Origin of the sequence: Georgenia thermotolerans, from assembly GCF_009193185.1 — a bacterium.
GTDB lineage: Bacteria > Actinomycetota > Actinomycetes > Actinomycetales > Actinomycetaceae > Georgenia > Georgenia thermotolerans.
Map to the genome: position 1 here is coordinate 14,615 of NZ_VUKF01000006.1, position 14,318 is coordinate 28,932.

A 14,318-nucleotide genomic window follows, 5' to 3' on the forward strand; every position below is an offset into this window, starting at 1 on the left:
GGGGGCGGCGATGATCGTCGCGGTGGGCGTCGACGTGTGCGACGTGGCCCGGTTCGTCGCCGAGCTCGAGCGCGTCCCGCGGCTGCGCGAGCGGATCTTCACCCCCGAGGAGCGCGACCTGCCCGACGCCTCCCTGGCGGCCCGGTTCGCCGCCAAGGAGGCGATCGCCAAGGCGCTCGGCGCCCCGCCCGGGATGCGGTGGCACGACTGCACCGTCCACCGCATCTCCGGGTCGGCGCCGGTGGTGGAGATCCGCGGCACGGTGGCCGCCCGCGCGGCGGCCCTGGGCATCACCCGCTGGCACCTGTCGATCACCCACGACGGCGGCATCGCCTCGGCCATGGTGGTGGCCGAGGGACCGGACCGCCCCCGCGAATAACGCCCATCGGGCGGCCGGATCGGGCGCGGCGGGGCACCATGGGGCCATGATCCGCGCGCACACCGCCGCCGCCGTCCGCGACGCCGAGGCCCCCCTCCTGGCCGCCGGGGAGCCGCTCATGGACCGGGCCGCCTTCGCCCTGGCCACCCAGGTGGCCGCCGAGCTGCGCGGGCGGGGCCACCGCGTCAGCGGCTCGGTGGTGCTGCTCCTGGTCGGCGGGGGCAACAACGGCGGCGACGCCCTCTTCGCCGGCACCCACCTGGCCCGCCGCGGCTGCCAGGTGCACGCCGCGGTGCTCGGCGAGCGCCCGCACGCCGCGGGCCTGGCCGCCGCCCGCGCGGCGGGGGTGCGCGTCCACGACGTCCTCGCCGCCCCCGACGTGCCCGGCGCCGTCGTCGCCCTCGCCCGCGCCGCCGGGGTCTGGGTGGACGGGCTGACCGGGATCGGGGCGCGCGGGCCGCTGCGCGAGCCGCTGGACCGGGTGGTCGGCGCGCTCGCGGCCGAGAAGGCCGCCTCCCCGGACGAGCCGGTGGTGGTGGCCGTCGACGTGCCCAGCGGCATCGGCGTCGACGACGGCGCCGTCCCCGGCCCGGTGCTGCCCGCCGACGTCACGGTCACCATGGGCACCGCCAAGCCGGGCCTGCTGCTGCCCCCGGCCGACACGCTCGCCGGCCGGGTCGAGGTCGTCGACCTCGGGCTGGACGGCGCCCTGGCCGCCGCGGCGCCCGCCGTGTGCCGCCTCGCCGCGGCCGACGTCGCCGACCTGTGGCCCGTGCCGGGCCCGGCCGACCAGAAGTACACCCGTGGCGTCCTCGGCGTCGTCGCCGGCTCCCAGGCCTTCCCCGGCGCGGCGGTGCTCGCCGTCGCCGGGGCCGTGGGCGCCGGGCTCGGCATGGTCCGCTACCGCGGCCCCGAGGTGCCCACCGGGCTCGTGCACGCCCGTCACCCCGAGGTGGTCACCGCCCCCGGCCGGGTCCAGGCCTGGGTCATCGGCTCGGGCATCGACCCCGACGACGCCGCCCGCACCCAGGCCATGGAGGAGAGCCTGAGCGCCGCCCTGGCCGCCCGCCTGCCCGCGGTGCTCGACGCCGGCGGGCTCAGCCTCGTGCACGACGACGGCCACCTCGACCTGCCGGCCACCGTGGTGCTCACCCCGCACGCCGGCGAGCTGGCCACGCTGCTCACCGCCCGCGGGGAGGAGGTCGGCCGGGCCGAGGTCGAGGCGGCCCCCGCCCGGCACGCCCACCTCGCCGCGGAGATCACCGGCGCCACCGTGCTGCTCAAGGGGGCCACGACGGTCGTGGCCGCCCCGGACGGGCCGCTGTACGCCCAGGCGGACGCCACGCCGTGGCTGGCCACCGCCGGCGCCGGCGACGTGCTCGCCGGGGTGCTGGGCGCGCTGCTGGCCGGCTACGGCGACGCGATCGCCGCCGACCAGGAGGGCCGGCTGACCGCCCTGCCCGCCCGGCTGGCCGCCGCGGCTGCCCTCCTGCACGGCCGGGCGGCGCGCCGCGCCGCCGGCCAGGGCCCGGACGGGTCCGGGCCCGGCGCACCCATCACCGCTCAGGACGTCGCGGCGGCGCTGCCGGGCGCCGTCGGGGCGCTGCTGCGCTGAGCGGCCGGACCCAGGTGGGAGACTGAGAGGCGTGAGCCTGCCCGAGATCACCACGCGCCCCGCCGGGGTGCACGTCCACCCCGCGCGCGCCGTCGTCGACCTGGGCGCCATCACGGACAACGTCGGCGTGCTGCGCGCCGCCGCGCCCCGGGCCGAGGTGATGGCCGTGGTCAAGGCCGACGCCTACGGGCACGGCCTGCTGCCGGTGGCCCGCGCCGCGCTGGACGGCGGGGCGACCTGGCTCGGGGTCGCCCAGCTGGCCGAGGCCCTGGAGCTGCGCGCCGGGCTGGACGCCGGCGCCGGCGGCCCCGCCGCCGCGTCCGACGGGGCGGCCGCGCCCGCGCACCCGCCCATCCTCAGCTGGATCTTCGCCCCCGGCGCCCCGCTGGGCCGCGCCCTCGAGGCGGACATCGACCTCTCCGCCAGCGCGCCGTGGGCGGTCGCGGAGATCGCCGCCGCCGCCCGCGCCACCGGGCGCACCGCCCGCGTCCACCTCGAGGTGGACACCGGCATGGGGCGCGGCGGCGCGCGGCCGGAGGCCTTCAACGAACTGGTGGCCGCCGCGGCCGCCGCGCAGGCCGAGGGCACGGTGGACGTCGTGGGCGTGTGGTCCCACCTCGCCTGCGCCGACGAGCCGGAGAACCCCGCCACCGGGCGGCAGGTGGAGGTCTTCACCGCCGCGCTCGCCCAGGCCGAGCGGGGCGGGCTGCGCCCCCGCGTGCGGCACCTGGCCGCCTCCGCCGGCACCCTGTTCCACCCGGCCACCCACTTCGACCTGGTCCGCCCGGGCATCGCCGTGTACGGCCTGTCCCCGGCCCCGGCCGTCGCGTCCTCGGCGGCGCTGGGCCTGCGCCCGGCGATGACCCTCGAGGCCCGCCTCGTCGTCGTCAAGGCCGCCCCCGCCGGGACGCCGCTGTCCTACGGGCACACCGCCGTGACGACCACCGACACCCACCTGGGCGTGGTCCCGCTCGGCTACGGCGACGGCATCCCGCGCGCGGCCTCCGGGCTCGGCCCGGTCACGGTGGCCGGCCGGCGCTACCACGTCGCCGGGCGGGTGTGCATGGACCAGGTCATCCTCGACCTCGGCCCCGAGAGCACCGACGTGGCGGTGGGGGACACCGCCGTGCTCTTCGGCGACGGCCGGGACGGCACGCCGACGGCGGACGACTGGGCCGCCGTCGTCGGCACCATCAACTACGAGATCGTCACCCGGCTGGGCGCGCGCGTGCCCCGCGTGCACGTGCCGGCCGGGCGGGAGGACGCATGACCGACCTGACCCTCACCGTCGCCGACGCCGACGCCACCCGGGCGCTGGGCACCCGCCTGGCAGGGGTGCTGCGCGCGGGGGACCTCGTGCTGCTCAGCGGCCCGCTCGGGGCGGGCAAGACCACCCTGACCCAGGGCATCGGCACCGGGCTGGGCGTGCGCGGGCAGGTCGCCTCCCCGACGTTCATCATCGCCCGCGTCCACCCCTCCCTCGGCGGCGGGCCGGACCTCGTGCACGTCGACGCCTACCGCCTCGGCTCCCTGGAGGAGGTCGACGCCCTCGACCTGGACACCTCCCTGGAGGACTCGGTCACGGTGGTGGAGTGGGGCGAGGGCAAGGTCGAGGCCCTGGCCGAGGACCGGCTCGAGGTCGAGGTGCGCCGTCCGCGCGGCGGGGACCGGGCCGACGCCCCGGTCGCCGAGCTCGCCGAGCCCAGCCCGCGCGAGGTGCTCGTGCGCGGCGTGGGGCCGCGGTGGGCCGACGTCGACCTCCCCGGCGCCCTGGATCCGCGGTGAGGGCTGCCGCCTCCGCGTTCGTGGCGGCTCTGACCGTCCTGGCGGGGCTGGTCCTCGCGGCCCCGGCCCGGGCCACGCACGACGTCGACGCCACGACCGGTGCCCCCGCCGCCGGCCCCGGGGTCCCGGCCGAGGTGGCCGAGTGGTTCCGGGCGGAGGGACCCAACGCCGTCATCGCCGGCGCCGCCCAGCTGCCCGAGCTGACCCCGCAGCAGCGCGGGGAGGTGCGCGTCGGCCCCGTGCGCACCGTGATGACCTGGTCCGACGGGCTGCTGACCGGCGCCGACCTCACGCCGGCGGTCCAGCCCGCCAGCCCCGAGGAGTGGGTGGCGCCGCTGGAGCTGGGCGAGGCTGCCGTGGGCGTGCTCCTCGCCGGCCGCGAGGGCGCGGGCCGGCAGCTGCACGCCGAGGTCCGCGGCGACGCCGACCTGGGGGAGGCGGTTCGCGGCCTGGACCTGAGCACCCCGCTCGTGCACGACGAGCCGCTCGACGGGTGGTTCGCCGTCGCCGACGGCGAGGTGCGCCCCCTCGATGCCGCCGCCCGCGACGCGCTGGCCGGCGCCGCGCCGGTGGAGGTCTACCAGCCCCTGGTGCAGCAGCGCTACGACCGCTACCGCGCGGCGGCCAGCGCCGAGCCGGGCTCGGCGGCCGAGCAGGCGCGGGCGGGCGGCAGCGGCGCGGTGGTGTGGGTCGCGGGGATCGTCGTCGTCCTGCTCGTGTGGGCCGGGGTGATCGTGTGGCTGCGCCGCCCGGAGGAGGCCCCGCGCACCGTCCGGCCGCGCGAGCGGCACCCCCGGCGCGGGGTCCGGCGCTGAGCGGACCGGCGCCGGCGGGCGACCGCCCCGACAACCGTGCGCTCCCGTGCCGGCGGCCCGCCGCCCGGGCCCGCACTACCCTGGCCAGGTGCGGATCTTGTGCATCGATACCTCCAGCGGCAGCGCCGTGGCCCTCGTGGACGTCCCGGCCACCGGGCCGACCACCGTCCTGCGCGCGGCGCACAGCCCCGACCCCCGCCGCCACGCCGAGACCCTCGGCCCCCTCGTCCAGGACGTGATGACCGCCGGCCCGCATGCGGACGCGATCGCCGTCGGCACCGGCCCGGCCCCGTTCACCGGGCTGCGGGTGGGCCTGGTCACCGCCGCCGCGCTGGGCCGGGCCCGCCACGTCCCCGTCCACGGCGTGAGCTCCCTCGACGTCCTGGCCCGCCAGGCGCTCGACGCCCGCCCGGACGCCGAGGTGCTCGTGGCCACCGACGCCCGCCGCCGGGAGGTCTACTGGGCCCGCTACCGGGCGCTGGGCGCCGACGACGTCGAGCGGCTGGCCGGGCCGGAGGTGGCCCGGGCGGCCACCGCGGCCGAGGCGGCCGACGGCGCGCTCGTCGCCGGCGCGGGCGCCGCCCTGTACCCCGCCGACCTGCCCGCCACCGCCGGCCTGCCCGACGTGCTCGACCCCGCCGTCCTCGCGCGGCTGGTCCGCGCCCGCCTGGCCCGCGGCGAGCGCGGGGAGCAGGTCGAGCTCGGCACCGAGCCGCGCTACCTGCGCCGCCCCGACGTGCACGTGGCGGCGGCGCCCAAGCGCGCCACCGCATGAGCGCCCCGGCCCGGCTGCGCCCGCTCACGCCCGCCGACCTCGACCGGGTGCTCGCCCTCGAGCCCCAGCTCTTCGGCCGCGGCGCCTGGAGCCGGCAGGTCTACGCCGAGGAGCTGACCACCGCGGGCCGGACCTACCTCGCCGCGGTCGTCGACGAGGGCCCCGGCGAGCTGCTCGTGGGCTGGGCGGGCCTGGCCGCGGGGGAGGAGGCGCAGGTCATGACCATCGGCGTGGCCCCCGGCTACCGCCGCCGCGGCATCGCCACCCAGATGCTCGGCGCCCTCCTCGACGTCGCCCGCGACCAGGGCGCGCACAGCGTGCTGCTGGAGGTGCGCGCCTCCGACGACGGCGCCCAGGCGCTCTACGCCCGCGCCGGCTTCGTCCCCATCGGCCGCCGGCGCCACTACTACGTCGCCGAGGGGGAGGACGCCATCGTCATGCGCACCCAGCTGCGCCGGGGCCCCGGCCCGATCGGCAGCGAGCAGGTGGGCGCCCGATGACCCGCCAGGACGTGCTCGTCACCGCCGAGGAGCTGGCCTGCGAGCTCGCCGGGCCGCGCCCGCCCGTGCTGCTCGACGTGCGGTGGGCGCTGGGCGCCCCGCACGGCGGCGCCGCCTACCGCGCCGGCCACCTGCCCGGCGCGGTGTTCGTCGACCTGGAGACCGAGCTCGCCGCCCCGCCCACGCCCGCCGCCGGCCGTCACCCGCTGCCCGCACCGGCGGACCTCCAGGCCGCGGCCCGCCGCTGGGGCGTCCGCGACGGCGACCGGGTGGTCGCCTACGACGCCGTCGGCGGCACCTCCGCCGCCCGCGTCTGGTGGCTGCTCCGTTGGGCCGGCCTCGCCGACATCCGGCTCCTCGACGGCGGCCTGACCGCCTGGCGGGACGGCGGCCTGCCGCTGGAGACCGGGGAGGTCCGCCCGGCCGAGGGCGACGTCGTCCTGCCGCTGGTGGCCTCCGGCCGGCCGGGGATGCCCACCGTGGACGCCGACGGCGCCGCGGCCTGGCCGGCGGCCGGTGTGCTGCTCGACGCCCGCGCCGGGGAGCGGTTCCGCGGTGAGGTGGAGCCGGTGGACCCGCGCGCCGGCCACGTGCCCGGGGCCCGCAGCGCCCCGACCACCGACAACCTCACGCCCGCGGGGACCTTCCGGCCGGCGGCGGAGCTCGCCGCGCGCTTCGCGGCCCTGGGCGTCGACGGCGCCGCGCCGGTGGCGGTCTACTGCGGCTCGGGCGTCACCGCGGCCCACGAGGTGGCGGCCCTGGCCAGCCTCGGACTCCCGGCGGCGCTCTACCCCGGCTCCTGGTCGCAGTGGTCGGCCGACCCCGCCCGCCCGGCGGCCACGGGCGGCGAGTGACCGCCCGGGCGGGAGCCGGCTGAGCCGCCGCCACGTCCCGGCCGTGACGCCGCCACGTCCCGGCCGTGTCGCCGCCATGTCCCGGCCGTGTCGCCGCCATGTCCGCGGCCGTGACGGGGGAGGTCGGAGCCGTCCGGGCAGCGCGCACCCGGTCGGAATGAGGCCGGACCGAGGGGCGCGACACCCCCTCGAACGTCATCTCAGCGAACACATGGCTGAACAGCGAACGTGAACGGCGCACTGGCGCCGCACCCGCCCGCCGGCGGCTGCCGGAGTTACGGCCGCCGCACCACCGCGCGTCGGTGCGCACCGCGGTCAGGACCAACGGACGGGAGGCGCCGTCGGATCCCGACACCGGGTGTGATACGGCCCACGCGATGGCCGGTATGCGAACGAAATGCCGTAAAGGTGCCCGGGCGGTGGCGCGGCTGTGACCTAGAACTCGGTACCATCAGGACCATGGTCACGACCACTGCGCCGACGAGGCCGCGCCGCGCCCGCAACACCACCGTCGCCCTCAAGGCGTCGATGGCCGTCACCGGCGTCATCTTCGTCCTCTTCGTTCTCCTGCACATGTACGGCAACCTCAAGGCCTTCGCCGGCCAGGAGGCCTTCGACGGCTACGCGGCCAGCCTGCGCACGCTGCTGTACCCCTACCTGCCCCACGAGGGCTTCCTGTGGATCCAGCGCCTCGTCCTCGTCGTCGCGCTCGTCGTCCACTTCTACGCTGCGGTGACGCTGTGGGCGCGGGCACGGGCCGCGCGCGGCACGCGTTACATCATGCACAAGCGCCAGGTGCAGACCTACTCCTCGCGGACCATGCGCTGGGGCGGGATCATCATCCTGGCCTTCATCATCTTCCACCTGCTGCAGTTCACGACGCTGACCATCAACGTCGGCGGCACGTTCGACAGCCCGTACCAGCGCCTGGTGACCGCCTTCCAGCCCGAGCACTGGTACGTCTACCTCGCCTACCTCGTGGCCATCGTCCTGCTGACCATGCACGTGCGGCACGGCGTGTGGAGCGCCGCCCAGACGCTGGGCCAGAACAACCGCCGCCGCCAGCGCGGCCTCAACCTCGCCGCCTACGTGGTGGCCGGCCTGCTCCTGGTCGGGTTCATGGCGCCCCCGACGGCCATCCTGCTCGGCTTCGTGAAGTGAGGGACGAAATGACGCAAACGATCGAGACCCAGAGCGACCTCATCAACGGGCTGTACCGCGAGGGCGCGAACATCGCCGACACCAAGGCCCCCGACGTGCCGCTGCGCGACCGCTGGGAGGAACGCAAGTTCCGCGCCCGGCTGGTCAACCCGGCCAACCGCCGCAAGCTGCACATCATCATCGTCGGCACCGGCCTGGCGGGCGCCTCGGCCGCCGCCACGCTGGGCGAGGCCGGCTACAACGTGTCGGCCTTCTTCTACCAGGACTCCCCGCGCCGGGCGCACTCCATCGCCGCCCAGGGCGGCATCAACGCTGCGAAGAACTACAAGAACGACAACGACTCGGTCTTCCGGCTCTTCTACGACACGGTCAAGGGCGGGGACTACCGCTCGCGCGAGGACAACGTCTACCGGCTGGCCGAGGTCAGCGCGAACATCATCGACCAGGCCGTGGCCCAGGGCGTGCCGTTCGCCCGCGAGTACGGCGGCCTGCTCGACAACCGCTCCTTCGGCGGCGTGCAGGTCTCGCGCACCTTCTACGCCCGCGGCCAGACGGGCCAGCAGCTCCTCCTGGGCGCCTACCAGGCGCTCGAGCGCCAGGTCGCCGCGGGCACCGTGACCACGCACCGGCGCCACGAGATGCTCGAGCTCGTCGTCGTCGACGGGCGCGCCCGCGGCATCATCGCCCGCGACATGGTCACCGGCGCGATCGAGACCCACCTGGCCGACGTCGTCGTCCTCGCCACCGGCGGCTACGGCAACGTGTTCTACCTGTCGACCAACGCCATGGGCTCCAACGTCACCGCCACCTGGCGGGCCCACCGCAAGGGCGCCTTCTTCGGCAACCCCTGCTACACGCAGATCCACCCCACCTGCATCCCGGTCTCCGGCGACTACCAGTCCAAGCTCACCCTCATGAGCGAGTCGCTGCGCAACGACGGGCGCATCTGGGTGCCGAAGAAGAAGGGCGACGACCGCGACCCGCGGCAGATCCCCGAGGACGAGCGCGACTACTACCTCGAGCGCAAGTACCCCGCCTTCGGCAACCTCGTGCCCCGCGACATCGCCTCCCGTGCCGCCAAGCAGGTGTGCGACGAGGGCTACGGCGTGGGCCCGAAGGTCGACGGGGTCTCCCGCGGCGTCTACCTCGACTTCGCCGAGGCCATCCAGCGCATGGGCCGCGCGGCGGTCTCCGCCAAGTACGGCAACCTGTTCGACATGTACGAGCGCATCACCGGGGACAACCCCTACGAGGTGCCGATGCGCATCTACCCGGCCGTGCACTACACGATGGGCGGGCTGTGGGTCGACTACGACCTGCAGTCGTCCATCCCGGGCCTGTTCGTGGCCGGCGAGGCGAACTTCTCCGACCACGGCGCCAACCGCCTGGGCGCCTCGGCGCTCATGCAGGGCCTGTCCGACGGCTACTTCGTGCTACCCAACACCATCAACGACTACCTGGCGGACGGGCCCTTCGAGAAGGTGCCCGCCGACCACCCGGCGGTGGTCGAGGCGGTGACGTCGGTGCGCGAGCGCATCAAGTACTTCCTCACGAACAACGGCTCCCGCTCGGTGGACAGCTTCCACAAGGAGCTCGGCCACATCATGTGGGAGTACTGCGGCATGGAGCGCAGCGAGGAGGGCCTGAAGAAGGCCATCGAGCTCATCCGCGCGCTGCGCGAGGAGTTCTGGCGCGACGTGAAGGTGCTGGGCACCAACGAGGAGCTCAACCAGGCGCTCGAGCGCGCCGGCCGCGTGGCCGACTTTCTCGAGCTGGGCGAGCTCATGTGCATCGACGCCCTGCACCGGCGCGAGTCCTGCGGCGGGCACTTCCGGGCGGAGTCCCAGACGGAGGACGGCGAGGCCCTGCGCCACGACGACGAGTTCGCCTACGTCGCGGCGTGGGAGTGGGCGGGGGGCGACCAGGCGCCCGTCCTGCACAAGGAAACCTTGGTCTACGAGAACATCGAGATGAAGCAGCGGAGCTACAAGTGAAGATCACCATCAGGGTCATGCGCCAGGCCGGCCCGCACGCCGAGCCCCGCCTGATCGATTACGAGGTGCCGGGCGTCTCCGAGGAGATGTCCTTCCTCGAGATGCTCGACGTGCTCAACGAGAGGCTCACCGCGCGCGGCGAGGACCCGGTGGCCTTCGACTCCGACTGCCGCGAGGGCATCTGCGGCATGTGCGGCATCGTCATCAACGGCGTCGCGCACGGCCCGGAGCGCACCACCACCTGCCAGCTGCACATGCGGTCCTTCAAGGACGGCGACACCATCACCCTCGAGCCGTGGCGCTCCAGCGCGTTCCCGGTCATCAAGGACCTCGTGGTGGACCGCTCCTCGTTCGACCGGATCATCGACGCCGGCGGGTACATCTCGGTGAACACCGGCGCCGCGCCGGACGCCCACGCCGTGCCGGTGCCCAAGCCGGACGCCGACCGCGCCTTCGAGGCCGCGGCCTGCATCGGCTGCGGCGCGTGCGTGGCGGCCTGCCCGAACGCCTCGGCGATGCTGTTCACCGCCGCGAAGGTCACCCACCTCGGCCTGCTGCCCCAGGGCCAGCCCGAGCGGGACGCCCGCGTGGTGAACATGCTCGCCCAGCACGACGCCGAGGGCTTCGGCGGGTGCACCAACATCGGCGAGTGCGCCGCGGTGTGCCCCAAGGAGATCCCGCTGGACGTCATCTCCACGCTCAACGCCGACCTCGAGCGGGCGATGGTGCACGGCCGCTGAGCCGCCCCCTCCGGCGAGACGTCATCTAGGCGCCAAGACGTCATCTCGGTCGTGAGGCGTCATCTTGGTCGTGAGGCGTCATCTCGGTCGTGAGGTGTCATCTCGGTCGTGAGGCGTCATCTTCGTGCTGAGTCGATGGGCCCCGCTCCCGAACGGGAGCGGGGCCCATCGACTCGGCGCGGCCGCCGCCGTCGGCCCCGCGGTTCCGGACGACAAATGGCCGCGCGTACCCTGGTGCGGTGAGCGAACCCCTCATCCTCGGCATCGAGACCTCCTGTGACGAGACTGGCGCGGCGCTCGTGCGCGGCCGTGAGCTGCTCGCCGACGTCACCGCCTCCTCCATGGACGAACACGCCCGCTACGGCGGCATCGTCCCCGAGGTGGCGTCGCGCGCCCACCTCGAGGCCTTCGTGCCCACCATCGACGCCGCCCTCGCGGCGGCCGAGGTGGACCTCGCCGACGTCGACGCCATCGCCGTCACCGCCGGGCCGGGCCTGGTCGGGTCCCTGACCGTGGGGGTCTCCGGCGCCAAGGCGCTGGCCCTGGCCACCGGCAAGCCGCTGTACGGCGTCAACCACGTCATCGGGCACGCCGCCGTCGACGAGCTCGTCCACGGCGCCTTCCCCGACCGGTTCATCGCCCTGGTCGTCTCGGGCGGCCACACCTCCCTGCTGCTGGTGGACAACATCGCCACCGGCGTGACCGAGCTGGGCCAGACCCTCGACGACGCCGCGGGCGAGGCGTTCGACAAGGTCGGGCGCCTGCTGGGCCTGCCCTACCCCGGCGGCCCGCACGTGGACCGGCTCTCCCAGCAGGGCGACCCCACGGCCATCCGGTTCCCCCGGGGCCTGTCGACCGGCAAGGACAAGGTCCGCCACCCCTACGACTTCTCCTTCTCCGGCCTCAAGACGGCGGTGGCCCGCTACGTCGAGGCCTGCGAGGACCGCGGCGAGCCGGTCCCGGCGGCCGACGTCGCCGCCGGCTTCTCCGAGTCCGTCGCCGATGTCCTCACCGCCAAGGCCCTGGCCGCCTGCCAGTACCACGGCTGCGACACCCTCGTCGTCGGCGGCGGGTTCTCGGCCAACTCCCGGCTGCGGTCGCTGGCGGCGGAGCGGGCGGAGCAGCACGGCATCACGGTGCGCATCCCGCCCATCCGGTACTGCACCGACAACGGCGCGATGATCGCCGCGCTGGGCTCCGCCCTCGTGCGCGAGGGGGCGGCGCCGTCGTCCCTGGACCTGCCCACGGACTCGGGTATGCCGCTGGAGACCGTGCGCGTGTGAGCTGACGGCGTGTCGCCGGGCAGAGCTGTGTCGGGCAGCCCGGGCGGCAGGGTGCCGACCCGCGCCGCGTCCGGGCGGAGGATCAGGGCTGGTCCGGCCGCAGCGCCGGGACCACCCGCCAGCCGCGGGCGCCGACGACGAGCAGCACGGCGGCGAGGACCAGGCCGCCGGGGAAGCCCTGGCTGCTCACCGAGAACTGGGCGTCCGTCACGACGACCGTGAGCTCGAGCCAGAACAGCCGCGCCTCCACCCCGGCCGGCCCTGCGCCGTCGGCCACCTGGACCAGGGCGGCGGTGAACGTCGTGACCGCGAGCAGCCACACCACCAGCCAGCCGGCCGCCCAGGTGGCGCCGACCAGCCAGCGCGGGCGGTCGCGGGGGAGCAGGGCGAGGTACTCGCCGGCGAGCGTCCGGGGGTTGCCGAGCCCGTCGATCGCCTCGGCCATCGAGGTGGCGGCCGCGGCGGCGTCGAGCTCGCCGCGCAGCTGCGCCACGAGGGCCCGGCGCTGTTTGCCCGGATAGGTGTCCAGCCAGAGTTGGAGGCGCAGCAGGTAGGCCTCGCGGCGGATGCGGTCGCGCAGCGGGGGCCGCGGGACGGAGACGGCGACGGTGGACTGGGCGGTCATGACCGGTGCTCCTTGGGGTGCGGGGGAGGGGTGAGGGCGAGCGTGACGACGTGGGTGAGGGCCTGCCAGGCGCGGCGCTGGGTCAGAAGGTGCTGGAGCCCGGCCGGCGTGGGCCGGTAGTACTTGCGGGCCGGGCCGGCGGAGGACTGCACGAGGTAGGACTCCACGTCCCCGTCCCGCTCCAGCCGGGTCAGGACGGGGTAGACGGACCCGGCGGCGATGTCCTCGAGCCCCAGGTCCTGCAGGCGCGTGACGAGCTCGTAGCCGTAGGAGTCGCTCTCTCGGAGCAGCGCGAGCACGAGCATGGGCAGCACGCCCTTGAGTAGCTGGGGGTCGCGCGGCGGGGACGGTCGTGAACGGGGCACGCCCAGGACCATATTGCCGACTACTAGGTAATGACAAGTACCGGGCGATGATGAGGTGGAGGTTGTGCCGTCCGTCGCGGTCAGGACGGGGAAGCGCCAGCAGAGGCGGTGCCTCGTGGCGGCGCTGATGTCGCGTGTCGAAAATGACGCGTCGTGACGGAGTTGACGCCTCGTGACGCGGTTGACGCCTCGTGACCAACTTGACGTCTCGTGGCGGAGTTGACGTCTCGCCGCTGGCGGTCAGAGGGGGTGGCCGGCGCGCATCTCGGCGACCATCGACGCGACGACGCCGTCCAGGCCGCCGCGCTCGGCCACGCGCAGCTGGCGCTGGTAGGAGGCGCCGTCGTCGAGGATGCGCCGGACGTCGCCGAGCTCGGCGACGCATCCCAGCCGCTCGGCCACGGGAGCGAGCTCGTCGAGCATCCGCGTCACCGTGTCGGTGACCAGCTCCTCCTCGCCGGCGTCGTCGAGGATGAGGATCGCGTCCATGCCGTAGCGGGCCGAGCGCCACTTGTTCTCCGCGACGAACCACGGCGGGACGGTCGGCAGCGTCTCGCCGGCGTCGAGCCGCTCGGAGTAGTGCTCCACCAGGCAGTGGGTGAGCGCCGAGATGGCGAGGACCTCCTGGAGGTTCGTCGCGGCGTCGCACACGCGCACCTCGATCGTGCCCAGCGCCGGGGCGGGGCGGATGTCCCAGCGCAGCTCGCTGAAGGTGTCGATGACGCCGGTGCGGGTCATGTCCTCGACGTAGGCCTCGAGGTCGCCCCACCGGGTGAACTGGTACGGCACCCCGGCGGTGGGCAGCTGCTGGAACATCATCGCCCGGTTCGACGCGTACCCGGTGTCCTCCCCGCCCCAGAACGGGGAGGAGGCGGCGAGGGACTGCAGGTGCGCGAACCGGGTGAGCAGGGCGCCGATGATGGGCAGCACCTTCGCCCGGTCCTCGATGCCGACGTGCACGTGCACCCCGTACAGCAGCATCTGCCGGCCCCACCAGCGGGTGCGGTCGATGAGGGTGGCGTAGCGCTCCTTGTCCGTCACGCGCTGGTAGGCCGGGCTCGCGAAGGGGTGCGTCCCGGCGCTGGCCAGCTCGATGCGCAGCGCCTCGGTGACCGGCCGCAGGTCCTCGATGGCGCGGGCCAGGTCGGCGCCCGCGCCGCCGACGGTGCGGTTGACGCCGGAGACCACCTCCACGGTGTTGAGGAGCAGCTCGGGGTGGACGTGCGGGTGCGGGCGCCCGTCCGGGCCGGCGACGCCGTCCAGGACGGACGTCGCGGCCTGGCGCAGGTCGCCGGAGTCGGCGTCGACAAGCTGGAGCTCCCACTCGATGCCGACGGACGAGCGCGGGGAGGTGGCGAAGGACAGGCTCACGGGGTCAGTGTGCCGTCTGCCCGGGCCCCGGCGCCCGCCCGGCCCCGGCGCCGGCG

Annotated in this window: 15 protein-coding genes; 12 read left to right on the forward strand and 3 right to left on the reverse strand. The window is 75.5% G+C overall.

Annotated features, from left to right (window positions below; all coding sequences use genetic code 11):
* Window positions 1-10 precede the first annotated feature (10 nt).
* The 12 genes from GD970_RS04060 (at window position 11) to tsaD (ending at window position 11,901) form a co-directional block, all read left to right on the forward strand.
* Window positions 11-379, forward strand: coding sequence for a holo-ACP synthase (locus GD970_RS04060; RefSeq protein ID WP_152201109.1), 369 nt, complete (start codon window positions 11-13; stop codon window positions 377-379).
* Between the two features lie 46 nt (window positions 380-425).
* On the forward strand, window positions 426-1,994 hold the full coding sequence (locus tag GD970_RS04065; protein WP_152201111.1) for an NAD(P)H-hydrate epimerase: 1,569 nt from the start codon (window positions 426-428) through the stop codon (window positions 1,992-1,994).
* 31 nt (window positions 1,995-2,025) lie between these two features.
* Window positions 2,026-3,264, forward strand: coding sequence for an alanine racemase (gene alr / locus GD970_RS04070; protein ID WP_405002560.1), 1,239 nt, complete (start codon window positions 2,026-2,028; stop codon window positions 3,262-3,264).
* On the forward strand, window positions 3,261-3,779 hold the full coding sequence (gene tsaE, locus GD970_RS04075; protein WP_152201113.1) for a tRNA (adenosine(37)-N6)-threonylcarbamoyltransferase complex ATPase subunit type 1 TsaE: 519 nt from the start codon (window positions 3,261-3,263) through the stop codon (window positions 3,777-3,779). Before alr ends, tsaE begins: the two co-directional genes overlap by 4 nt.
* Entirely contained in the window at window positions 3,776-4,594 is an 819-nt protein-coding gene (locus tag GD970_RS04080) for a hypothetical protein (protein ID WP_152201115.1), read from the forward strand. Before tsaE ends, GD970_RS04080 begins: the two co-directional genes overlap by 4 nt.
* Before the next feature lie 88 nt (window positions 4,595-4,682).
* Window positions 4,683-5,369: a tRNA (adenosine(37)-N6)-threonylcarbamoyltransferase complex dimerization subunit type 1 TsaB gene (gene tsaB, locus GD970_RS04085; RefSeq protein ID WP_152201118.1), complete on the forward strand. Its 687-nt coding sequence runs from the start codon at window positions 4,683-4,685 to the stop codon at window positions 5,367-5,369.
* Window positions 5,366-5,869: a ribosomal protein S18-alanine N-acetyltransferase gene (gene rimI / locus GD970_RS04090; protein WP_152201120.1), complete on the forward strand. Its 504-nt coding sequence runs from the start codon at window positions 5,366-5,368 to the stop codon at window positions 5,867-5,869. The genes tsaB and rimI overlap by 4 nt, the downstream gene beginning before the upstream one ends.
* Complete coding sequence (locus tag GD970_RS04095; RefSeq protein WP_152201122.1) at window positions 5,866-6,723, forward strand: sulfurtransferase; 858 nt, start codon at window positions 5,866-5,868, stop codon at window positions 6,721-6,723. Before rimI ends, GD970_RS04095 begins: the two co-directional genes overlap by 4 nt.
* 459 nt (window positions 6,724-7,182) lie before the next feature.
* The gene (locus GD970_RS04100; RefSeq protein ID WP_152201124.1) at window positions 7,183-7,884 is read left to right on the forward strand and encodes a succinate dehydrogenase cytochrome b subunit; all 702 of its coding nucleotides are present in this window, start codon (window positions 7,183-7,185) and stop codon (window positions 7,882-7,884) included.
* Between the two features lie 8 nt (window positions 7,885-7,892).
* Window positions 7,893-9,878, forward strand: a complete 1,986-nt coding sequence (locus GD970_RS04105; RefSeq protein WP_152201127.1) for a fumarate reductase/succinate dehydrogenase flavoprotein subunit — start codon at window positions 7,893-7,895, stop codon at window positions 9,876-9,878.
* Window positions 9,875-10,618, forward strand: a complete 744-nt coding sequence (locus tag GD970_RS04110) for a succinate dehydrogenase/fumarate reductase iron-sulfur subunit (RefSeq protein WP_152201129.1) — start codon at window positions 9,875-9,877, stop codon at window positions 10,616-10,618. The genes GD970_RS04105 and GD970_RS04110 overlap by 4 nt, the downstream gene beginning before the upstream one ends.
* Before the next feature lie 239 nt (window positions 10,619-10,857).
* Window positions 10,858-11,901 carry a tRNA (adenosine(37)-N6)-threonylcarbamoyltransferase complex transferase subunit TsaD gene (gene tsaD / locus GD970_RS04115; protein ID WP_152201132.1) on the forward strand — a complete coding sequence of 348 codons (1,044 nt, stop codon included), beginning with the start codon at window positions 10,858-10,860 and terminating at the stop codon, window positions 11,899-11,901.
* An 82-nt stretch (window positions 11,902-11,983) separates the two neighbouring features.
* Here the strand turns inward: tsaD and GD970_RS04120 are convergent, their stop codons facing one another.
* The 3 genes from GD970_RS04120 to GD970_RS04130 form a co-directional block, all read right to left on the reverse strand.
* A complete protein-coding gene (locus tag GD970_RS04120; protein WP_152201135.1) occupies window positions 11,984-12,526 on the reverse strand; it encodes an HAAS signaling domain-containing protein in 543 nt (180 codons plus the stop codon).
* Window positions 12,523-12,891 (reverse strand): PadR family transcriptional regulator, encoded by a 369-nt coding sequence (locus tag GD970_RS04125; protein ID WP_226925149.1) that lies wholly within the window; start codon window positions 12,889-12,891, stop codon window positions 12,523-12,525. The genes GD970_RS04120 and GD970_RS04125 overlap by 4 nt, the downstream gene beginning before the upstream one ends.
* Before the next feature lie 240 nt (window positions 12,892-13,131).
* Complete coding sequence (locus tag GD970_RS04130; protein WP_152201140.1) at window positions 13,132-14,262, reverse strand: glutamate--cysteine ligase; 1,131 nt, start codon at window positions 14,260-14,262, stop codon at window positions 13,132-13,134.
* Window positions 14,263-14,318: the final 56 nt, after the last annotated feature.